The organism is Bacteroidales bacterium, from assembly GCA_031276035.1.
Lineage (GTDB): Bacteria > Bacteroidota > Bacteroidia > Bacteroidales > BM520 > RGIG7150.
This window is the reverse complement of sequence record JAISNV010000026.1, coordinates 15,092-37,365: the sequence shown is the minus strand read 5'-3', so window position 1 is coordinate 37,365 and position 22,274 is coordinate 15,092. Positions and strand designations below refer to the sequence as shown.

Annotated in this window: 20 protein-coding genes; 7 read left to right on the top strand and 13 right to left on the bottom strand. The window is 33.8% G+C overall.

Annotation, left to right across the window (positions count from 1 at the left end; translation table 11 throughout):
• The 11 genes from LBP67_06605 to LBP67_06555 form a co-directional block, all read right to left on the bottom strand.
• Positions 1–926: hypothetical protein (locus LBP67_06605; protein MDR2084647.1), on the bottom strand; the 926-nt coding region annotated here is incomplete at its 3' end.
• Positions 927–1,201: 275 nt separating this feature from the next.
• Positions 1,202–1,612, bottom strand: a complete 411-nt coding sequence (locus LBP67_06600) for a RecX family transcriptional regulator (protein ID MDR2084646.1) — start codon at positions 1,610–1,612, stop codon at positions 1,202–1,204.
• 224 nt (positions 1,613–1,836) lie between these two features.
• Entirely contained in the window at positions 1,837–3,222 is a 1,386-nt protein-coding gene (gene fumC / locus LBP67_06595) for a class II fumarate hydratase (GenBank protein MDR2084645.1), read from the bottom strand.
• Positions 3,223–3,243: 21 nt separating this feature from the next.
• Positions 3,244–4,333, bottom strand: a protein-coding gene (prfB, locus tag LBP67_06590; protein MDR2084644.1) for a peptide chain release factor 2 whose coding sequence is annotated in 2 segments (ribosomal slippage) — positions 3,244–4,269 and positions 4,271–4,333 — 1,089 coding nt in all. Because the reading frame shifts where the segments join, the coding sequence is not laid out codon by codon here.
• Positions 4,330–6,228 (bottom strand): 1-deoxy-D-xylulose-5-phosphate synthase, encoded by a 1,899-nt coding sequence (gene dxs, locus LBP67_06585; protein ID MDR2084643.1) that lies wholly within the window; start codon positions 6,226–6,228, stop codon positions 4,330–4,332. Before dxs ends, prfB begins: the two co-directional genes overlap by 4 nt.
• 2 nt (positions 6,229–6,230) lie before the next feature.
• The gene (locus tag LBP67_06580) at positions 6,231–6,539 is read right to left on the bottom strand and encodes an iron-sulfur cluster assembly protein (GenBank protein ID MDR2084642.1); all 309 of its coding nucleotides are present in this window, start codon (positions 6,537–6,539) and stop codon (positions 6,231–6,233) included.
• The gene (locus tag LBP67_06575) at positions 6,517–6,936 is read right to left on the bottom strand and encodes a SufE family protein (GenBank protein MDR2084641.1); all 420 of its coding nucleotides are present in this window, start codon (positions 6,934–6,936) and stop codon (positions 6,517–6,519) included. Before LBP67_06575 ends, LBP67_06580 begins: the two co-directional genes overlap by 23 nt.
• A 515-nt stretch (positions 6,937–7,451) precedes the next feature.
• The gene (locus LBP67_06570) at positions 7,452–7,880 is read right to left on the bottom strand and encodes a hypothetical protein (protein MDR2084640.1); all 429 of its coding nucleotides are present in this window, start codon (positions 7,878–7,880) and stop codon (positions 7,452–7,454) included.
• Between the two features lie 35 nt (positions 7,881–7,915).
• Positions 7,916–8,350: a hypothetical protein gene (locus LBP67_06565; protein ID MDR2084639.1), complete on the bottom strand. Its 435-nt coding sequence runs from the start codon at positions 8,348–8,350 to the stop codon at positions 7,916–7,918.
• Positions 8,351–8,368: 18 nt separating this feature from the next.
• A complete protein-coding gene (locus LBP67_06560) occupies positions 8,369–8,824 on the bottom strand; it encodes a hypothetical protein (GenBank protein MDR2084638.1) in 456 nt (151 codons plus the stop codon).
• Positions 8,825–9,300: 476 nt separating this feature from the next.
• Positions 9,301–10,533: an MFS transporter gene (locus LBP67_06555; protein ID MDR2084637.1), complete on the bottom strand. Its 1,233-nt coding sequence runs from the start codon at positions 10,531–10,533 to the stop codon at positions 9,301–9,303.
• A gap of 484 nt (positions 10,534–11,017) precedes the next feature.
• On the opposite strand from LBP67_06555, the gene LBP67_06550 reads away from it, so the two are divergent.
• The 6 genes from LBP67_06550 to LBP67_06525 all read left to right on the top strand — a co-directional run bounded on the left by LBP67_06550 (position 11,018) and on the right by LBP67_06525 (position 17,490).
• On the top strand, positions 11,018–12,307 hold the full coding sequence (locus LBP67_06550; GenBank protein MDR2084636.1) for a TolC family protein: 1,290 nt from the start codon (positions 11,018–11,020) through the stop codon (positions 12,305–12,307).
• A 103-nt stretch (positions 12,308–12,410) separates the two neighbouring features.
• Positions 12,411–13,595: an efflux RND transporter periplasmic adaptor subunit gene (locus LBP67_06545; protein MDR2084635.1), complete on the top strand. Its 1,185-nt coding sequence runs from the start codon at positions 12,411–12,413 to the stop codon at positions 13,593–13,595.
• Positions 13,596–13,627: 32 nt separating this feature from the next.
• Positions 13,628–14,371 (top strand): ABC transporter ATP-binding protein, encoded by a 744-nt coding sequence (locus tag LBP67_06540; protein MDR2084634.1) that lies wholly within the window; start codon positions 13,628–13,630, stop codon positions 14,369–14,371.
• Between the two features lie 22 nt (positions 14,372–14,393).
• Entirely contained in the window at positions 14,394–15,614 is a 1,221-nt protein-coding gene (locus LBP67_06535; protein ID MDR2084633.1) for an ABC transporter permease, read from the top strand.
• A 279-nt stretch (positions 15,615–15,893) separates the two neighbouring features.
• On the top strand, positions 15,894–16,700 hold the full coding sequence (locus tag LBP67_06530) for a sensor histidine kinase (GenBank protein MDR2084632.1): 807 nt from the start codon (positions 15,894–15,896) through the stop codon (positions 16,698–16,700).
• A gap of 85 nt (positions 16,701–16,785) precedes the next feature.
• On the top strand, positions 16,786–17,490 hold the full coding sequence (locus LBP67_06525) for a LytTR family DNA-binding domain-containing protein (protein MDR2084631.1): 705 nt from the start codon (positions 16,786–16,788) through the stop codon (positions 17,488–17,490).
• A gap of 204 nt (positions 17,491–17,694) precedes the next feature.
• On the opposite strand, the gene LBP67_06520 is transcribed toward LBP67_06525, so the two are convergent.
• Both LBP67_06520 and LBP67_06515 read right to left on the bottom strand, forming a co-directional pair.
• A complete protein-coding gene (locus tag LBP67_06520; GenBank protein MDR2084630.1) occupies positions 17,695–18,381 on the bottom strand; it encodes an MIP family channel protein in 687 nt (228 codons plus the stop codon).
• A 155-nt stretch (positions 18,382–18,536) separates the two neighbouring features.
• Positions 18,537–19,241: a zinc metallopeptidase gene (locus LBP67_06515; protein ID MDR2084629.1), complete on the bottom strand. Its 705-nt coding sequence runs from the start codon at positions 19,239–19,241 to the stop codon at positions 18,537–18,539.
• A 150-nt stretch (positions 19,242–19,391) separates the two neighbouring features.
• Between LBP67_06515 and LBP67_06510 the strand changes: the two genes are divergently transcribed.
• Positions 19,392–22,274: a M6 family metalloprotease domain-containing protein gene (locus tag LBP67_06510; protein MDR2084628.1), complete on the top strand. Its 2,883-nt coding sequence runs from the start codon at positions 19,392–19,394 to the stop codon at positions 22,272–22,274.

Sequence of the window (22,274 nt, the reverse complement as noted above, 5' to 3'; positions counted from 1 at the left end):
TTAATATCTCCGTTTACATCTAATTTCTTGGTAGGTGAAAGTGTGCCTAATCCTACATTGCCGTTATTTTCTATATACAAATTATATTTAGTAACATCAATAGCTCCGCCGGCTTCATAGATAAAATATAAACCAGATGTCTCGCGTTTTATATGCCAACCTACATTTGAAGTATGATCGGGAACCATCATAATTTCGTTTTTTGCTATTATTTTATCTTCTGACAAAATATTTCCGGTAACATGTAAACGTTCCGAAGGTAATATAGTGCCTATTCCTACTTTTTCATTATTACTTAAAAACAATATCTGTTTTGGTTTACTTCCAATTCCCTCTGTTCTATAATCAAAACGTAAACCGGTATTGTTTGAAAAAACAACCCAAGTGTCGTTTGCAATACTACTATTATACTTAAACTTTAATTCACCCGAATTAGCAGATGCACTTTCTAATAATAAATTCCCGGCAACACTTAATAACTCCGTTGGAGTGGTGGTACCTATACCTATATAACCAGGTAAAGAAATATTGGACTGGCGTACTATTGTAAGCGACGGCACTGCCGTAACTCCAAGCATTATACTATTGGTAATATTATTTTCAAGATTGTTATACTTGTCGATTCCCAAACCTATAAGAATTGAGTTCGGTAAACCGACTTTTAGATTATTTCCTAAAGCCATACTACCGCCGGCAGTTGATTGTACTATTGCATAATTACCGTATGCAAAACTGTTGGAAGCCAATACTTGTGAGAACGCACCTCCCACAAATGAATTTAATCCAGTAACTGAGGTTGATGTTCCTATAGATATGGAGGATAAACCTACTGCTTTATTTTCTGTCGGGCAATCCCAACAATTTTGGCCAAACAATTGCGAAACAAAAATGATAAATAATAAAAAAGATAAAATAAATTTCTCCATAGCCCCATAAGTTTTTAGTTAAATTAATGAAATGTCATCGCAAAGATATAAATAATTTTAAACTAAATTCTTATGTTTATAAAAAAAATATTTTTATGTTAAATACCAAAATATCTTATTTTACATTTAAAATATTTTTATAGCCGTAATAACAAATTTTTTTTAAATTAACATTTTAATAATTTTTTAATTTTTGCTCTTTTAAACTTACATTTCTAATTTTTAATTAATCTGCTTTCAACTTATTCGACTTTATTATTAATATTTTCCAATCCTTAGAATCCTTTAGATCTTAAAAAAGTATTCACCTTATTCTCTTTCGCAGGATCATCTTCTTCGAGTGTGTCTCTTTTGTTTTTAGCCAATGATTCTTTGATTTCCTTATATATTTCTTCATCAATAGTATTTATTGCCGAAGTAATAATACTTTCAGGAATATTTTTCGCTCTGAGTGTGTAAATGATTTTATTTTTCCCCCATTTATTGTATTTATATGAATCGTTTACGAAAGCCTTCGCAAAACGTTCTTCATCAATAAATTTCTCATCAACTAAACTATCAATAATCTCTTGTTTATCTTGTTCTGAGAGCTCTTTAAATTTTCTTAAATAGTTTTTTGCATCACTGCAACACATTTCCTTTCGGGAACAGAGCGAAGATATTTTGTTATAAGCAGAAACATTCATGGTTGTGAATTTTGTAATTGTGTAATCTTTAGAAAATTTTAAATCCGAGATTTGTAAGCCGTTATCAATAAAAAAGTGAGAAATTTAATAATGAGAAAGTCATTTCATTAAGTAAGACAACTGAGTAATTATTTTTTATTTTCAAATTGTTTCAGTCATTATCCTAACAATCATCGTTGTTATCTTTCCTATTCATAATTCATAACTCTTAACTCTTAACTAAATCAAACCATATTCTCAGGATTAATTATTTCATCAAACTCCTCTTCAGTAACAAATTCCAATTTTAATGCGGCTTCGCGTAAGGTAATATTCTCGTTATACGCAGTTTTTGCAATAACGGCAGCTTTTTCATAACCAATTTTAGGAGTTAATGCGGTTACCAACATTAAACTATTATCCAAATTTTTCTGAATATTCTCATAATTAGGTTCGATTCCGGTAATACAATGAACATTAAACGAATTAATTACCTCAGCAAGTAATCGTGCCGATTCGATGAAACAAAATGCCATAACTGGCTTGAAAACATTTAGCTGAAAGTGACCCTGACTGTTTACGAAGGCAATCGTTGCATCATTGCCGAATATTTTCGCACAAACCATAGTAACAGCCTCACATTGTGTCGGATTTACTTTCCCGGGCATTATTGATGAACCGGGTTCGTTAGACGGAATTATTATTTCTCCTATGCCGCATCTCGGACCCGATGCTTCCAAACGAATATCGTTTGCAATTTTAAACAAACTCATTGCAGCCGTTCTGATGGCCGAAGAAGCGTTTACAAGTGCATCATGAATTGCTAATGCTTCAAATTTATTTTCCGCAACTTGAAATTCATACCCGCTGAATTTGTTAATGTATTCAACGGTTTTGAGATCATATCCCGGAGGAGTGTTTAGTCCTGTTCCTGTTGCAGTACCGCCGATTGCAAGTTCGGTAAGATATTCCATAGATTGCTTTAAATATTCGATGCAATGCTTTATTTGGGAAGAATAAGCAGAAAATTCCTGTCCTAAAGTTACAGGTGTGGCATCCATCAAATGAGTTCTTCCTGTTTTTACAATATATGCAAATTCATCTGCTTTTTGTTGCAGCGCCGTATGCAAAGTTACCAGAGCCGGTAATGTTGTTTCCGATAATATCTTGAAACAAGCAATATACATTGCCGTAGGAAAAGTATCGTTTGTTGATTGCGACTTGTTAACATCATCATTCGGATGCAAAACTTTTTTCTTATCGGTAAGTTTTCCGCCGCTGTTGATTTGTGCAATGTTGGCAATAACTTCATTGACATTCATATTTGTCTGAGTACCGGAGCCGGATTGCCAAATCCGCAACGGAAATTGATCATCATATTCGCCGTCAATAATTTCATCACAAGCCTGCATAATTAAATCTGCCTTTCTTTGCGATAAAACATTTAAGTCGGCATTAGCCGCTGCCGCTGCTTTTTTTACTATAGCGAGAGCATAAATAATTTCCATCGGCATTGTATATAATGAAAATTCGAAGTTTTCAAATGCTCTCTGCGTTTGAGCTCCCCACATTTTACTGTTATCAACCTTAACTTCACCTAAAGTATCGTGTTCTATTCTATATTTTTCCATGCAACAAAAATAAAGATAATTTTAATTTTTTCCAAATTCCATTAAATAAGCTTTTAGCATTTCATTCAAATCTCCATCCATAACAGCCTGAACATTCGATGTTTCATAATTAGTACGTAAATCTTTCACCATTTTGTACGGATGCATAACATAAGAGCGGATCTGAGAGCCCCACTCTATTTTTTTCTTAGCTCCTTCTATTTCCGATTGCGCCTCTTTTCTTTTACGAAGTTCAATTTCATAAAGTTGCGACCGCAACATTTTCATAGCTTTATCTTTATTCTGAAGTTGTGAACGTGTTTCCTGGCATTCAATGATTATTCCGGAAGGCTCGTGTTTTAATCGAACCGCCGTTTCAACCTTGTTAACATTTTGACCGCCGGGACCGCCGGACCGGAAGGTATCCCATTTTATATCAGCAGGATTAATTTCTATTTCGATATTATCATCTACTACCGGATAAACATAAACCGAAGCAAAAGAAGTATGGCGACGATTATTGGAATCGAAAGGAGATAAACGGACAAGCCTGTGAACTCCGTTTTCACCTTTTAGATAACCGAAGGCATAATCGCCTTCGAATTCCATTGTTACGGAGTTAATACCGGCAACATCTCCTGCTTGATAGTCGAGTAATTTTACTGTAAAATTATTTCTTTCGCCCCAGCGTTGGTACATTCTCATTAACATTTCCGCCCAATCATGACTTTCCGTACCTCCTGCGCCGGGATTTATTGAAAGCATTGCTCCGAATTTATCGCTCTCTTCGCCGAGCATATTCAAAAATTCAAGGTCTTCAATAAGTTTCAAAGAATTGTTATATGCATCTTCAATTTCTTTTTCGCTCGCTTCACCTTCTTTACCAAATTCTTCAATAACAAGTAAATCATCATAAGCGTTTACAGCATCATTATACTTATCAACCCAGAATTTTACGTCCCTAATTTGTTTTAATAATTTTTCCGCTTCTTTCGGGTCATCCCAAAAACCTTGCTTTTGCGTTTCCTTATCTAAAGCTTCTATCGAAGATTTTTTTCCTTCAATGTCAAAGATACCTCCTTAAGGCATCCAACCTCGTTTTCAGAGCTTTTATAGTTTCTCCCGTAATCATAATTTCTTTATTTTTAGTATTTCCGACATGATACTTTCTGTATCGATTTCGCAAATTTTATGTAATTGCGACAAAGAGCCATGTTCGATAAACTTATCGGGAATACCTAATCTTTTAACTTTACAATCATAGTTATTATCCGAAACAAATTCTAAAACCGCAGAACCAAGGCCGCCTACAATTGTACCGTCTTCAACTGTAATTATTTTTTTATGATTTTTACAAATCTCGTGCAACAATTCTTCATCAATCGGTTTGAGGAATTTTATATCAACATGAGTAGGATTGATATCCGCTTTTTCTTTTGCCAATTCAATTGCCTTCATCACTTCATTACCTATATGCCCAATGGAAATTATTGCAACATCTTCACCTTGTCTTAAAATTTTTCCTTTTCCGGTTTTAACAAATTCGAAGTTTTCTTTTTCCCAATTCAGATAAATTCCCCTGCATCTCGGATAGCGAATGGCGTAGGGTAATTCGGAATATTGGGCGGTGAACATCATATCCTGAAGATCATATTCATTTAGCGGAGCAGCAATAATCATATTAGGAATTGAGCGCAGGTAAGCAAGATCGAAATTACCATGGTGAGTCGGACCGTCTTCGCCTACTAATCCGGCTCTATCAATGCAAAATACTACCGGCAACTTTTGAAGTGCAACATCATGAATTATCTGATCATAACTTCTTTGAAGGAAGGTAGAATAAATAGCACAATAAGGTTTCAATCCTTTAGCGGCAAGTCCGGCGGCAAAAGTAACCGCATGTTCTTCGGCAATTCCCACATCAAAAGCTCTATCCGGAAATTTTTCCATCATGATATTTAAAGAACAACCTGTTGGCATAGCGGCTGTAATACCTACAATTTTATCATTTATTGTCGCAAGTTTAGTAATTGTTTTTCCGAACACATCCTGATACTTCGGAGGCAAATCCTTTACTTCTTCTATTGAATTTCCCGTTTCGATATCAAAAGTTCCCGGTGCGTGAAATCTAACCTGATCTTTTTCTGCCTCTAAATAACCTTTTCCCTTTGTAGTTATACAATGTAACAACTTCGGACCTTTAAGACTTTTCAGTTTGATTAGATTTTCAACAAGTTCAATAACATTATGACCGTCTGTAGGACCAAAATATCTCATTCCGAGCGACTCGAAAAGATTACCTTCATCAAAGATTGATGATTTGATATGATGTTTGATTTGTCGGAGCATGCGTCTTTGCCGCCGTTTCTTTTCATTTCCCGAAAGGATATTCCAAAGTTTATCGCGGAAATCGTTATAGGATTTCGACATAGACATATGGAGCAGATATTCTTTGATTGCTCCTACACTTTTGTCTATTGCAATTCCGTTGTCGTTCAGAATGATAAGGAGATTTGCATTTGTTGCGCCGGCATTATTCAAAGCTTCGAAAGCCATTCCGCCGCCCATAGAACCGTCACCAATAACAGCAATGCTGTGTTTATCGTATTCTTTGTTTTGTAGTGCGGCAATAGCCATACCGAAAGCGGCTGAGATTGAAGTAGAAGCATGACCGGTGCCGAAAGCATCATATTCGCTTTCGGACATTTTTGGAAAACCGCTGATACCGCCGTAAGTTCTTATAGTATCAAATTCCTGTTTTCTGCCAGTTAGAATTTTATGTGGATAGGCTTGATGGCCCACATCCCAAATCAGATTATCATAAGGCGTATCAAAAACATAATGTATTGCAACAGTGAGTTCTACAGCGCCTAAGCTTGAACCCAGATGGCCGGCGTTACAGGATATTACTTCAATAATATATTGTCTTAATTCCTTGCACAATTCCGGTAAGTCGGTAATATCAAGTTTTTTAATATCCGAAGGATAATTTATTTTGGAAAGTATTTTAAATCTTGAATCAACCATTATTAATAGAGCATATCTAAGGCAATTTTTGCCGCATCAGACATTTTTTCCGGAGACCAAGCCGGTTCAAAAGTAATTTCTATATCAACATTTTTTACACCATCAACAGCCATAGCGGCATCTTTTACGTTTAAAGGTAAAATTTCCGCCACCGGACAATTTGGAGCTGTGAGAGTCATTACAATTTTTACATCTCCATCATTATCAATGATATCATAAATTAACCCCAAATCATAAACATTGACCGGAATCTCCGGATCGTAAACTTTTTTCAATGCTTCGATAATATTATTTTTTCTCTCTGAAGGCATAAGCATACATTTGCATTTGTTTAAGCATAGAAAGTAATCCGTTTGAGCGTGTGGGTGATAAATATTCTTTTAAACCGATTTCATCTATAAACGAAAGATCCGCATTAATTATTTCATCAGGAGTGGCGTCAGACAAAACATTTATCAACAATGAAATAATACCTTTTGTGATAATAGCATCGCTATCGGCAGTAAAAAAAACTTTTCCATCTTTATAATCGGCATGAAGCCAAACTTGCGACTGGCAACCGGATATTGTATATTCCGGAGTTTTATATTTATCATCAATTACGGGTAATTGCTTTCCCATTTCGATAATATAATTATACTTGTCTGTCCAATCGTCAAAATAAGCGAAGTTTTCAACAAGCTGTTGCGCGCGTTCTTGAACGGTCATGATATTTCAATTTCTATTTCAACTTGCAAAGATAATTTTTTTAATTTAGAATGAAGAATTTGGAGCAACGAATGTTGAGTCAGGAAAAACATTAAAAACTCAAATCAATTATCTTGAACTTATTTAACCTTCATAAAATAAACCGGCAAAATACAGCCGTTCAAAGCGATTGAATTACTATAATTAATTGCAACCTTTATAATTTAATTATGTTGAAATATCCGGGAATTCAGAATAAGGAAAATCTATCATGGAATTGATTTCAATCCCGATAAATATGATTAAGAATATCAATAATTTATTCTACAAAAAAGAATGAAAACTATAGATCAAAACTTTGAAAATATAATTCCGAATAATTAATTTATTAAGAAACGTGTCAAAAGTAAAATTATATCAATAAAACAATTAAGGTTTTATAATAATTCACAAAACACAATAAGCAGATTATTTTTATGTTCAATCCTTTTTGAAATAAAAACTACTTTTGACACTTTTTTCTCCCTTGATAAATTTTATGGCTCTATCGTATTACAAAGATTACATATTGAAGAATAAAGATTACTCCAATAGTCAAGTATTACTCTGTCTAAAAAGCATGTACAACAAATTGCATTAGTACAATTCATAATTCCCGGAATTTTTACAGAAGCATTACCACAAGTTTTTACTACCTGGAATGTTTCGGCATATGTTCCCGGAAACGGAACATAAACCAATATATCAGAACCATCAATCGGAGCATTTAAAACGGTTACGGCATTATTATATTTTGTCCCATTAGCCAATATCCATGTAACCGTTACTGTAATTTGTGGGTTAACTTTCAATGTTTTTGAAGTATTAGGGTTGTAATCTTTTATTAATACATTCATCCCTGTTTGGCTGAAAACGGCAGAAGATAATAACATAAACAATGCTATTACTAATATACTTTTTTTCATAATTTTATTTTTTTAGTTTGATTATTAATTATTTTTTAATCTGTTTCCATTGTCTCAAGACATAAAATACACGATGTTGCCGTGCCGTTTACCCAATTACTAAGAATTATTCGATCTATAAATTCATCTGCACAAATTGCCCTGGAACAAACCATAATTCCCGGAATATTTACAGAAGCACTACCACAAGTTTTTACTACATTAAAACTTTCCGGAAAAGTTCCGTTAAATGGTACAAAAACCGGTATATCAGAACCATCAATCGGAGTATTTAATACGGTTACGGCATTGGTATACCGCGTTCCATTTGCTAATGTCCATATAACCGATACTGTAACTTGCGGATTAACTTTTAATGTTTTTGAAGTACTCGGATTATAGTTCTTAATTAATACACTCATTCCTGTTTGCCCGAAAACGGCAGAAGATAATAACATAAACAATGCTATTATAAATATACTTTTTTTCATAATTTTATTTTTTTTAGTTTAATTATTAATGATATTTTTATCTGTTTCTGTTGAGGAAACTTCACATAAATTACACTTTGTTTCTGTCCCGTTTGTCCAACTATCAAGAATTACTCTATCAGCAAATTCTTTATGACAAATTGCTATGGAACAAACCATAACTTCAGGAACATTTACAGAAGCATAGCCACAAGTTTTTACTACATCGAATGTTTCTTCAAAAGTTCCGTTAAATGGTACAAATATTAATATTTCCGAACCATTATCCGGTGCATTTTGAACATCTACAGCATTAGAATATATAGTTCCGTTCTCTAATACCCAAGAACAAGTTACCGTAATTTGCGATGAAGTCTTTGGAGTATTTGTGTTAGTCGGAAGATAATCTTTAATTGACACGTACATTCCTATTTGTCCAAAAATGACAGAATATGGAAGTATAAATAAAGCCATTATAAATATAAATTTTTTCATAATTTTTTATTTGTTATATTTTATATTAAATCTTTTCGAAATTTTTAAAATATTTATCGGTTCTTAATTTTTAATTTTGCGACCAAAGGGTCGCTCAAAGAAAGAATATCTTTCTTTTATCCATTCTTTTTCATTGTCTTTGTTATATAGATAGTGTGTGGTTGTAAAATAGCTTCTTAAATTTTCGTATAATTTATACCGATGCTTATTAGCTGAAATATAATAAATTAAATGAATATTATTTTCAATCATATGAAATAAAAGTAATATCAAACCAATCATAAAAAAATCAGATTCATTAAAATAATATTCCGTTCGAAAAGTCCAAAAATTCTCGCAAATATAAACAATTTTTTGAAAACTAATTAGAAATATTAATTTTTTTAATAAATAAAAAATTTAATATTTTCTTACATTCCTAATTCTATTTCAGGATTTGTTTTGAGCCAAATGTGAGACTATTCAACATAATAAAATCAGTCTGTTTTATTTGTTGTTTCAACATTTTTTCGCAACACCTTAATTGATGGTAACATCTCCGAAATAACCCCTATCAATACGATGCCCAATCCGCCAATTACAAAAATATTCAGCATTCCGATTTTTTCCGCAATGAAACCGGTTCCCAACAATCCTAACATTGACGGCAGCATGCTTACATTCATTGTTAAGGCAAAAACTCTACCGAGAACTTCCGGTTTAACAATGGTTTGCAGGACTACCGTAACCGACGGCAAGTATAAAGCCCATGAAATACCGCTTAAGACAGCTAAGATAACAAACCAAACAAATCCCGACTGCGGGAGCAATCCGGAAATAAAGAAACTAATCCCTGTCGTAAAGTACATATAATTGATTATATCAACTTTATTGAATCTGTTATTGATAATACCGATAATGGCACCGCCGATAAGCATACCTCCGCCCCACGCCATTTCCACAACACTCATGTGAAATTCATTGCCCATAAAGTGCTGTAGAGAAACTAACGGGAATAAAGCACCAATAGGCATAATAAAAAAATTGGAGAGCATAGAAAATATTATGATCCAGATTAATCCGGTATGTTTTAAAATTTCATTTACGCCATCTTTTATATCCCTAAAAACATTGAGCCGTATTGCTTCTATTTCGGTTTTTACTTTCGGAATCTTAATAAACAATAATGCCGTACAGGCAATTAAAGCTCCGCAAACATCAATTAAAAGTATATACGACATATCCATAACCGAAATCAACAATGCGCCTAAAACCGGTCCTGCAATTGTGCTTAAAGAGATAATCGTTTGATTAACAGCGGCAATTCGTGTTAATTTATCATGCGGTGCTAAAAGAGGAATCGCCGCTTGCCATGCAGGTCCATGGAATGCAGACCCTGCTGAACGTAAAGCAAGCAAAATATAAATATGCCATAGTTCGGCTATACCAAGAAAGAATATTAATGCTAATACCAAAGTACATGTTGCAATAAAAACATCCGCCAAAATCATTATCGCTTTTTTGTTGAATCTGTCGACAATGACTCCGGAAAAAATTCCTAATATTGCCTGAGGTAATAATGCAGCTATATAAGACATAGCTAAAACACCCGGCTTGCCTGTTTCTATACTCAACCAGAAAGTAACTGCATAACCAATCGTATTACTTGTAAGTATCGAGAATATCTGACCCGTCCAAATGATTGTAAATATTTTTTTCCAGCTGTTCATTACTAATTTGAAAAAGGGTGCAAAGGTACGCAAAAATTTGGATTTTTTTATGTTTTCGGGATATGAATCCCGACAAAAACTTTAAAGATTCTCATATGAATAATATTCCGTTGATTTTATTTTTTTCTTAGTAAATAATTCATTGACAAGTGGAAAATAGTTTTGATATCGAGGAAAGTACTATCTAATCAGAAAGTGCTATCAATATTTGTACTATTAGAATATGCTTGTTCGGGTAATTATTTATTACGCATTCAAAAAGCTAAGTGTAGGTATTTTATCTGTTAGATTAAAATCGAAACTAATATATTCTATTTCGATTATATTTTTTATAATATGCACTTGCAAACATATTATCAATCTATAAGTTAAATTCTGTTAACTTTGTCATTCCGTCTAAATTTTCTACAATTTCGTCGAAAAGGCAATTTTAAATGCTGGGAAAAACAACTACTTTTGTCACGAATTAGTTAAAATCATTCTTATGAAACTATGTAAAATAATATGTACTATGAGTTTTGTTTTTGTCTGTAACAGTATTATATCGCAAACGGACAATCAAACATGGACTCTTGATGATTGTATCAATCACGCCATAGAACAAAACATCACAATCAAGAAAAGTAAAGTTGCTTATGAAGAAAGCTTGGTAAATACTAAAACCGCCAAAGGAGCACTATTTCCGAGTTTGTCTTTTGCCGCGGGATATGATTATACCAACAGACCTTTCAGTGAAAACAATACTATTAACTCTTTAGGTGGAAGTTATAATCTTAATGCATCATGGACTGTTTTTAACGGGACTCGAAATAAAACTATTAAAAAGCAGGAAATGTACGATAGTATAAGTGAGTTGAATGTTTATCAAACACAGAATTCTATTACTGAGACCGTTATTCAATTGTATATTCAAATTTTATATGCGGCTGAATCTGTAAAAACAAATGAAAATACTGTGGAGCTAAATAAATCTTTGCTTGAACGCGGACAACATTTGCTTGAAGCAGGTTCTGTAGCAAAAAGTGATGTTGCTCAGCTTGAAGCTCAGTACAGTAATTCTAAATATCAACTGATAGTTTCTCAGAATGCCTTGAGAAATTATCAACTTCAATTAAAACAAGTATTAGAATTGGAGTCGGATATTAATATTGATATTTTGAGTTATGATGAAAATGATTTTCTTACTACACTTCCGTCTGTTAGTACTGTTTATCAAGCTGCGCTGGAAACCAGACCGGAAATCCTCGCAAGCAAACTCACTCTTGAAACTTCAGACTTAGATCTTAGAATTGCAAAAGCCGGTTATTATCCTAAGATTTCGATGAGCGCCGGAATAGGTACTCAACACGATTTAATATCCGATAATGTAGGTGAACAACTAAAATATGGTTGGAATAATCATGTAGGAGTCTCTCTTTCAGTGCCTATATTAAATCAGCGTCAAACAAAAAGCAGCATAGAAACAGCAAAACTGAACACAATCACTAACGAATTAAATCTTATTGACGAGCAAAAAGTTTTGTATAAAACCATTGAATCTCTGTGGCTTGATGCTTTCGGTTCTCAAGAACAATACCGGGCTTCGGTAGAAAACTTGTCATCAGTAGAAGTAAGCTACGGATTAGTAGAAGAGCAATTTAATGTCGGGTTAAAAAATACATCCGAATTATTAATCGAAAAAGATAATCTTTTATCTGCCCAACAAAATCTGCTTCAAGCAAAGTATATGGCAATACTCAATATTAAATTATTGGATTTTTATCAAGGCAAGTAAAAGGAGGAGAAACAAAAGTAGAAAAATCGGAAAAAAAAACTTCCCTAAGACTTAGAAAGTATAAATAAAAATAGATTAGAAAAACAAATAAAATATCATTCTTATGAAAAAGATGAAAAAAACAGTAAAAATAATTATAATTATCGTAATTGTTGCAGCAATTGTGGGTTTAGGTTTCTACCTGTTCTCGAATAAATCGACAAAAAGCAATATCGTATTCAAAACCGCTCCGGTATCAAAAGGCACAATCAGTCATATCGTTACGGCAACAGGAACTTTAGAACCAATTATCCAAGTTGAAGTAGGTACCCAGGTATCCGGTATCGTCAGCAATATTTATGTCGATTATAACAGTGAAGTAAAGAAAGGTCAGATTATTGCCGAGCTCGACAAAACAAATTTGCAAAATGAACTTGAATCGAAACAAAGTAATCTTGCTATTTCAAAAACCGAATTCGAATATCAAGAAAAAAATTATCTTCGTAATAAGACATTGCATGATAAACAATTAATTAGTGATTCGGATTATGAACTTTCATACTACAATTATTCAAAGGCGAAAAACAGTTATGATATAAGTAGAAATGATTTGGCCAAAGCTCAAACTAATTTGGGCTATGCTACAATTTATTCTCCTATCGACGGTGTTGTTTTGAGTAGAGCAGTTGAAGAAGGCCAGACTGTTGCGGCATCATTCAGTACGCCAACTTTGTTCACAATTGCTAACGATCTCACTCAAATGCAAGTTATTGCGGATGTTGACGAGGCGGATATCGGTGGTATAAAGGAAGGATTAAGAGTAGAATTTTCTGTCGATGCATTTCCGGGAGAAATCTTTAAAGGAGACGTTACGCAAGTTAGGCAGGAAGCACAAATCACAAGTAATGTTGTTACTTATGAAGTTGTTATCAGTGCTTATAATCCCGATTTAAAATTAAAACCCGGATTAACAGCAAATATTTCAATTTACACTATCGAAAAAACTGATATTCTTACCATTCCTTCAAAAGCATTAAGATTTACTCCTGATGCTCGCTTCTTACCGAAAGATGCCGTAATCAACAATGTTAATTCTAAAAGTGTTGTTTGGACACGCGACGGAAATAATTTCAATGCAAAAGCTGTTGAGATTGGAATTTCCGGAAATAATCTTACTGAAATCGTAAGCGGAATAAGTGAAGGAACTCAAGTTATTACAGAGGCTGTTGCCGGTGAAGTACCTAATACTGGAAATGGAAATAATAACGGAAGTAATGGAAGCTCACCTTTTATGCCACAACGTCATTAATTTAATTTTGTAAAACTATGACCAATAATAAAATATCTAAACCGGTAATACAACTTAATGATATTTGTCGCGATTTTGTCGTTGGTGAAGAAACTGTTCATGCTTTGAGAAATGTTACTTTTACGATTACCGAAGGTGAATTTGTTACCATTATGGGAACTTCGGGCTCAGGAAAATCGACTTTGCTAAATGTCATAGGTTGTCTGGATACTCCTACTTCGGGAGAATATTTGCTGGATGGTGTTTCGGTTAAAAAGATGAGTAAAAACGAACGAGCTGTTTTAAGAAACAGAAAAATCGGTTTTGTATTCCAGAATTACAATTTGCTCGCTAAGACTACAGCTGTTGAAAATGTTGAGTTGCCTTTGTTATACAACTCATCGATCAGCGGAAAAGTTCGCAGAGATAAAGCAATCACATCTTTGAAAGAAGTCGGACTCGGCGACAGGCTGATGCACAAAAGTAATCAGATGAGCGGCGGACAAATGCAAAGAGTTGCCATTGCACGTGCACTCGTTAACGATCCTGCGGTTATCTTAGCCGATGAAGCAACCGGAAATCTTGATACCCGCACTTCTTTTGAAATTCTTACTTTATTTCAAAAGTTACACCGTGAAGGCAAAACCATAATATTTGTAACGCACAACGCTGATATAGCAAAATATTGCAGCAGAAATCTCTTTCTAAGAGACGGACGTTTGGTTGAAGATACTTATAACGACAATATTCTGGATGCAGAAAAGACTTTAAAGTCGTTACCGGTAGAAGAAGACTAATTAATATCAAAAATTAAACTCAATGAATATACTAAATCTATTCAAGATATCACTTAAAGCGCTTGCTAACAACAAAATGCGTACCTTTCTCACAATGCTGGGAATAATTATCGGGGTAGCATCAGTAATTGCCATGCTGGCAATCGGGCAAGGTTCCAAGAAAAGTATTCAGTCACAAGTTTCCGAGATGGGAAGTAATATGATTATGATTCATCCGGGAGCTGAAAGTCGTGGCGGCGTACGACAAGATCCGAGCGCAATGCAAACTCTTAAACTCGAAGATTTTTATTCAATTCGTGACGAAGCTTTCCTTGTACCATATACCAGCCCGAATGTTTCATCCGGCGGACAATTTATCTTCGGTTCCAATAATTATCCCGGAAGTATTAACGGCGTTAATCAAGATTATTTGGAAATCAGACAATTGAAAATAGGTTATGGAGAAATGTTCTCCGATGCCGATATTTTTAATAACGCTAAAGTTTGCGTAATTGGTAAAACTATTGTCGATAATCTTTTTACAAACGGCGAGGATCCGATCGGACAAACCATTCGTTTCAATAAAATGCCTTTTACCATTGTAGGTGTTCTTCAAGAAAAAGGTTATAACAGTATGGGCATGGACCAGGATGCTGTTGTACTTGCACCTTATACCACTGTAATGAAACGGCTCGCTGCTATAACTTATCTTCAAGGAATTTATTGTTCTGCTATATCCGAAGAATATACCGAAATTGCAATTGAGGAAGTCAGGAGTATTTTAAGACAGAATCACAAATTAGAAGAAGGTGCTGTAGACAACTTTACCATCAGGTCACAGCAGGAATTGAGTTCAATGATGTCATCGGTTTCTGATGTTATGACTATATTGCTTGCATGTATTGCCGGAATTTCTTTGGTAGTTGGCGGAATTGGCATTATGAATATCATGTACGTAAGTGTTACCGAACGAACCAAAGAAATAGGATTGCGTATGAGTGTCGGAGCCAGACCTACCGATATCCTATCACAATTTCTAATAGAAGCAACCGTTATCAGTATAGTCGGCGGACTGCTTGGCGTTCTCATCGGTGTTTCAGTAACATATCTTGTTCAAATGCTAACCCAATGGGCAGTGTTTATCACATCCTGGAGTATAATATTGAGTTTTGGTGTTTGCACAGTAATCGGTGTGTTCTTCGGTTGGTATCCCGCCCGCAAAGCATCAAACTTAGATCCTATAGATGCATTAAGATATGAATAGAATTAAAATATTATTATGTTTATAAATCAAAATAAAAAAACAAAAAATTTACTGATAACCTTACATATTTTGGTATGGTTAATAATAATGTGTTTCCCGATAATTTTAATGGGAACAGGAGAGACATTTAATACCAACAAGTTTTTCCTGCACATTATATTTACATCATTTTTTATAATACTCTTTTATATCAATTATCTCATACTCATTCCAAAATATTTTTTAAAGCGAAATATCAAAATATTTGTCATTATCAATATAATTCTTGTATTGATTTTTATGGCTCTGATGTATGCAATTCCGCATTATATTATGAAACCTCAAGATGTGCCGCCGCCAATGAGGAGATTCGACGAATCGCCTTGGGCACGTACACTTTTTATGTTATCAAGAGATTTTTTAGTTTTGGTAATGCTTATTATCATCAGCATTGCAATTAAAATGATTGAAAACTGGAGTAGTCTGGAAAAATCTAAAAGTGACGCGGAAAAAAATCAGTTCGAAGCGGAATTATTGAATCTGAGAAATCAAATCAATCCGCATTTTCTTCTAAATACTCTTAATAACATTTATGCGTTGATTGCTTTCAACACAGAAAAAGCTCAACAGGCGGTACAAGACCTCAGCAAATTGTTAAGACATATACTTTACGACAATAAAGAAAGATTCGTATCCATTCATAAAGAAATAGATTTTATCAAGCAATATATTGAATTAATGAAGATTCGCTTGAATGATAACATAAAAGTAGAAACATGTTTTGAAATTCCCGAAAACAGTACTGCGGTAATTGCTCCGCTTGTATTTATTTCCCTGATTGAGAATGCCTTTAAACATGGAATTTCGGCTAATAATCCGGGATATATTTTCATTAAAATATCTGAAAAAGACAATAAAATAATCTGCGAAGTTAAAAACAGTTATTTTCCTAAATCAATAGAATCCGACAAAAGCGGTTCCGGTATCGGACTTGATTTGATAAACAAACGTTTAAATCTGCTTTATCCTGATAAATATGAATGGAATATGGGTATTTCTAAAGACATGAAAGATTATTATTCGGTGTTGACGATTAATTTTAGGTAAGATAATTTTAACAATATTAGCAATGCTCAATGATAAAACTGATAAAAACAAAATTCTGAACCTTAAATTCTAAACAAAATAAACCATGATTATAAAATGTATTATTATTGATGATGAGCCATTAGCTTTAGAATTAATAAAAAGTTACGTTAATAAGACTGCTTTTCTTGACCTTGTCGGAACTTTTACCAGTGCCGTGGGGGCAATAGAAACAATCAGCAAAGAAGATGTTGATTTGATATTTCTTGATATTCAGATGCCCGATCTCAATGGAATAGAATTTTCACACATTGTTCCGGAGAAAACAAAAATAATTTTCATAACTGCTTTTGAGCAATATGCACTTGAAAGCTATAAAGTTAGTGCTTTGGATTACCTTCTAAAACCCGTTTCATATTCGGATTTTCTCACATCGGCGACAAAAGCATTAAATTGGTTTAAAGTTGTAAAAACCTATGAATCCGGCAATAATAATGAAGAAATCAAATATATGTTTGTAAGAGCCGATTACAAACTCATTCAAATAGAACTTGATAAAATACAATACATAGAAGGATTAAAAGATTATGTTAAGATATTCATTGAAAATGAGCCGTATCCTATAGTTTCACACGGCACAATGAAATCGATGGAGGAAAGATTGCCGTCTAATTTCTTACGTATTCACAAATCTTATATTGTCAATAAAAACAAAATCAAAATTATTGAAAACAACAGAATAGTTTTCGGTAATATTCGCATTCCGATTGGAGATACATATAAACATGTGATTGACGGATTCTTAGGTTGAAAAAATTCTTATTCCTAAGATTTATCTATAAATTGTGTATTATGATTTTATTTCGAGTGGAAATTACAATCACGTTTCCACGAAAATTTTCATAAAAACATCTTGTTTTGAAAGTTTTTTCTATGATAAAAATAATTGCTGTTTACTCTGAAAACAAAAAAGGACATCTTTCGATGTCCTTTTGATTATTATTTCATATTCTTATTATTTCACTTTTTCTTTACTTAGACATTTCCATGTGTAAGCTGAAAGTGCTGCACCAATGAATGGAGCTACTATAAAAATCCAAAGTTGTTTTAAAGCAACACCGCCTGCAAAAATAGCCGGTCCTATACTGCGAGCAGGGTTAACTGATGTTCCTGTAATAGGAATACAAACAATATGAACCAACACTAAAGTTAAGCCGATTGCTAATCCGGCTAATGAGGAATTTCCTAATTTTTTGTCTGTTACGCCCAATACAACCAATACAAATACAAATGTAAATACGATTTCAGCAATTAACGCCATCCATATTGATGCCGTATTTGCTACCGAGTTTGCGCCGGTTGTTGTTGCATAAGCCATTTCAGGTTTTGCTCCTGTTTTTACCAACAAGAAAAGTATTGCCGAACCTAAAATTGCACCTATTACCTGAAAAATCATATACATTCCAGCATCTTTACCGCTGATTCTACCTGTGATTAGAGCGCCTAATGTGATGGCAGGATTAATATGGCATCCTGAAATTCCACCTATGGCGTAAGCCATTGCTACTACAGATAAACCGAATGCAAATGCTACAGTTAATACTTGTGCCGTTGTTCCGACACCTCCGTTAAAGATTGCACTTCCGCAACCCATTAAAACCAACACCATGGTTCCAATCATTTCTGCGATGTACTTTTTCATACTAATATAGTTTTAATTGTTTAATGTTAATTCATATCGTCAGTAACCACATGGAAAATGTTGATTTGTCTTAAATTATTTATTCGCCATGACGGTTTTGCGGTTTACAAAGTTAAAAATTAAATTAACCTGTCATCCATTATTTTTGTAAAAAATTAATTCCTTCTTCCGAAAATCAATAAAATATAATATAACAAAGTTGCAAGCGATGTTATGGCCGAAACTACATAAGTACGTGCTGCCCATTTCAAAGCATCCTGTGCATGAGTTGCTTCCGCGCCTGAAGTTATTCCGGTTGCTTCAAGCCATTTCAAGGCTCTCGAAGAAGCATTATATTCTACAGGTAAGGTTATAAAAGCAAATATCGTAGATATTGCAAATAATCCAACCCCAATGTAAACCATCCACATTCCAACATAGTATGATATTCCGAGTAATAATAAACCTATCAACAATAACCATCTCGACCAATTAGTTCCGAATTGGACAACAGGAACCATTCTTGAACGCATTTTTAACCATTTGTAATTAGTAGCGTGTTGAACGGCATGACCGCATTCATGGGCAGCAACCGCCGCTGCCGCAACGCTATTGCTATTGAATACGCTTTCACTTAAATTCACGGTTTTAGTAACCGGATTATAATGGTCAGTTAAATGTCCTTTTGTTGAAATTACTTTTACATCATAAATAGCGTTGTCTTGCAACATCTTCTCGGCAATTTCCCTGCCTGTGAATCCGCTGCGCAAAGGCTCTTTAGAATATTTTTTAAATTTGGAATTTAACATTTGACTAACGATTAAACTCAAAGCCATCAAAACAATGAAAATAATCCAATATATTGAATATATATCTTCCATCTCTTTAAATTTTAAAATAACTCCGCAAAAGTACATAAAAAATTAAATACATGATTCTTGTCTGTGTTATGAATTGTTAACAATAAAAAAAAATCATAAATTTCAATGATTTGTATATATTTGCAATTAATTCTAAAAAAATTTAATATCATGAATAAAAGATTATTACTCTCCGTTATTTTTCTTATTTGTTGTTTCTTTAATACGTATGCGGCTTATATTGTCGCTTTTCCTGTTACGGTAAATCAACCGGACGGAACTGTTATATCTTGTTATGCATCAGGCGACGAGTTTTATAATTGGTTACATGATGAAAATAATTTCACTATAATTCAAAATGATGAGGGTTTTTATTGCTATGCCGTAAAAAATGGCGATAATGTTATTGCATCACAATATATTGTTGGAACAATTGACCCTGCAGCAGTCGGAATAATTCCCGGCATAAGTATTTCCGCCGAAGCAAAAACGGCTATCAGAAAACAAATAATTGATAATACCCCTGATATTACTGCAGCCAAAGAATATAAAGCATCAAAAAGTTCTAAGAATTTCGGTACAATGAATAATTTGGTTGTGTATATTAAATTCGCCGATCAGACAAATTTTCCGGAAGATACAACGCATTACTGGACTATGTTCAACAAAACCGACGATAATTCTTATCAATCCTTAAAAAATTATTTCGAACAAGTTTCTTACGGTAAACTATCAATAGCATCGACTTTTTATCCCCTGACACAAACTGCTGCGATACTTTCTTATACCGATTCTCATAACCGTGAGTATTATATGCCATATAACGCCGTTACAGCACCTACGGGTTATCAGAATGATAATCAAAGAGGAGATCGTGAATTTACTCTTTTAAAAAATGCTTTGGAATATATTGAACATATGGTTCCTGCCGATTTAGATATTGATTATAATAATGACGGGATGGTTGATAATGTGGTGTTCATTATCAGAGGCGCTACAACCGCATGGTCTACTTTACTTTGGCCTCACAGATGGTCTCTTTATGGTGAAAATGCTTATATTCACGGCAAAAGAGTTTGGGACTTTAACTTTCAACTGGAAGAGCATCTTAATTCTTCTCAATCGAGCGTTTTGTGCCATGAAATGTTTCACTCATTAAGTGCTCCCGATTTATACAGATATTCTGATAATACAATAACCCCAATCGGTCAGTGGGATGTTATGGGAAGCAACGGTAATCCCGCTCAATCTATGGCAGCATACATGAAATACAAATACGGAGGTTGGCTTGATGAGATTCCGGAAATTACAGAACCGGGTGTATATACGCTCAACACTCCCTGGTCGGAGACTAACAACATGTATAAATTAGCTGCTCAGGGATCTTCAAACGAATTTTTCTTGTTTGAATTTAGAAATAAAGATCATCTTTTCGAATCCACTTTACCTGGTGAAGGTTTGTTGATTTATCGTGTTAATTCGTCTATTAACGGCAATGCCGGCGGTCCTCCTGATGAATTATACCTTTTCCGTCCGGGCGGGTACAATACTACAACAAACGGTACAATTAGCCAAGCTTATTTTTCTGCCAATTCAGGAAGAACAGAATTCAGCAATGAAACAAATCCGCCTTGCTTTCTTATGGATGATCAGCCGGGAGGAATCCAAATAATAAACATAACTTCGGTAGGCAATACCATTTCTTTTGAAGTTCCTGCAGGAAACTTTCTCAATGCTGATTTTTACGCCAGCAATGAAAATGTTACAATCGGTTGCGGTGTGGATTTCTTTACAACAACATTTCATCCTATTGACGAATGGTTCTGGGAATTTGAAGATGGTATTCCCGCTACTTCAACACAGGCTAATCCGACCGGAATAACATTTTCTCAATCCGGATTAAAAACAATTAAACTTACAGTTACCAATTCAATCGGTTCTTTCACGGAAATAAAAGAATCTTATATTAACGTTTCCGATCAAAGTCCTGAAGCAGATTTCTATTCCAACACTCCTTCTACATGCGTAGGCAATATCGTGGAATTGTTTGATAATAGCAATCGATGCCCGATAGAATGGAGTTGGTCCTTTGAACCGAATACTGTTGAATTTGTTAACGGAACAAATAGTAATTCGCAAAATCCTGTTGTAATCTTTAATTCTATTGCTGATTACAATATTACACTTATAGCTACAAATATAAACGGATCAACTACAGTTGTAAAGGAAAAGTTTATTACAACATTGGGTATAAATTTAGCTAATTATTCGTTGGATTTTGAAAATGTAACAAGCTTGGAATCTTTAGGCATTACGGTTACGAATCCTGATAATAATATTACCTGGGATTTAATTAATATACCAATGTCGCAAGGAACAAATACAGCAATTTATATGAATTTTTTCAACTATAATACTGTAAGCCAAAGAGATTATTTTACACTTCCATTGGTTAATATTGACAGTAAGTTTGAAATGCATTTTAAACATGCTTATGCAATGCGAACAACTTATTCCGATACATTAATCATAAGTATATCAACCGATTGTGGTGAAACTTGGCAACGCCTGGCTTCATATCATGAAGACGGTAATAACAACTTTGCAACTGTTTCGCCTCAAAGCTCGGAATTTATTCCTGCTGATGAAAGTAATTGGTGTGATAACAGCATAACAGATTGTAATATAATTGATTTATCCGCTTACAATGGCAAACAGGCAATAATAAGATTTGAATCTTACAAAACAATGGGTAATAATCTGTATATTGATGATATACATTTTGTGAATAAACTCGGAATTGATGATTATATTTCAAATGAAATCATAAATGTATATCCTAATCCAAGCTCAGGAATATATAATATTGATATAGCGAATAATGACAGTAAATATGATTTGTATGTTTATGACATTGTCGGAAATTTGATTTGCTATAGTGGAAATAATACAAACAGAACTCAAATAAATATTTCAGATAAGAAAAGCGGGATATATTTCGTTAAAGTAATTTCAAATAATATTAACAAAACAGTAAAGATAATTAAGAATTAA

Bases quoted from the DNA above. Each gene is read 5' to 3' on its own strand.
- LBP67_06600 (MDR2084646.1), bottom strand. From the start codon at position 1,612: ATGAATGTTTCTGCTTATAACAAAATATCTTCGCTCTGTTCCCGAAAG.
- LBP67_06510 (MDR2084628.1), top strand. From the start codon at position 19,392: ATGAATAAAAGATTATTACTCTCCGTTATTTTTCTTATTTGTTGTTTC.
- LBP67_06560 (MDR2084638.1), bottom strand. From the start codon at position 8,824: ATGAAAAAATTTATATTTATAATGGCTTTATTTATACTTCCATATTCT.
- LBP67_06555 (MDR2084637.1), bottom strand. From the start codon at position 10,533: ATGAACAGCTGGAAAAAAATATTTACAATCATTTGGACGGGTCAGATA.
- LBP67_06520 (MDR2084630.1), bottom strand. From the start codon at position 18,381: ATGAAAAAGTACATCGCAGAAATGATTGGAACCATGGTGTTGGTTTTA.
- LBP67_06570 (MDR2084640.1), bottom strand. From the start codon at position 7,880: ATGAAAAAAAGTATATTAGTAATAGCATTGTTTATGTTATTATCTTCT.
- LBP67_06550 (MDR2084636.1), top strand. From the start codon at position 11,018: ATGAAACTATGTAAAATAATATGTACTATGAGTTTTGTTTTTGTCTGT.
- LBP67_06535 (MDR2084633.1), top strand. From the start codon at position 14,394: ATGAATATACTAAATCTATTCAAGATATCACTTAAAGCGCTTGCTAAC.
- LBP67_06525 (MDR2084631.1), top strand. From the start codon at position 16,786: ATGATTATAAAATGTATTATTATTGATGATGAGCCATTAGCTTTAGAA.
- LBP67_06575 (MDR2084641.1), bottom strand. From the start codon at position 6,936: ATGACCGTTCAAGAACGCGCGCAACAGCTTGTTGAAAACTTCGCTTAT.
- LBP67_06515 (MDR2084629.1), bottom strand. From the start codon at position 19,241: ATGGAAGATATATATTCAATATATTGGATTATTTTCATTGTTTTGATG.
- LBP67_06530 (MDR2084632.1), top strand. From the start codon at position 15,894: ATGGCTCTGATGTATGCAATTCCGCATTATATTATGAAACCTCAAGAT.
- LBP67_06580 (MDR2084642.1), bottom strand. From the start codon at position 6,539: ATGCCTTCAGAGAGAAAAAATAATATTATCGAAGCATTGAAAAAAGTT.
- LBP67_06545 (MDR2084635.1), top strand. From the start codon at position 12,411: ATGAAAAAGATGAAAAAAACAGTAAAAATAATTATAATTATCGTAATT.
- fumC (MDR2084645.1), bottom strand. From the start codon at position 3,222: ATGGAAAAATATAGAATAGAACACGATACTTTAGGTGAAGTTAAGGTT.
- LBP67_06565 (MDR2084639.1), bottom strand. From the start codon at position 8,350: ATGAAAAAAAGTATATTTATAATAGCATTGTTTATGTTATTATCTTCT.
- dxs (MDR2084643.1), bottom strand. From the start codon at position 6,228: ATGGTTGATTCAAGATTTAAAATACTTTCCAAAATAAATTATCCTTCG.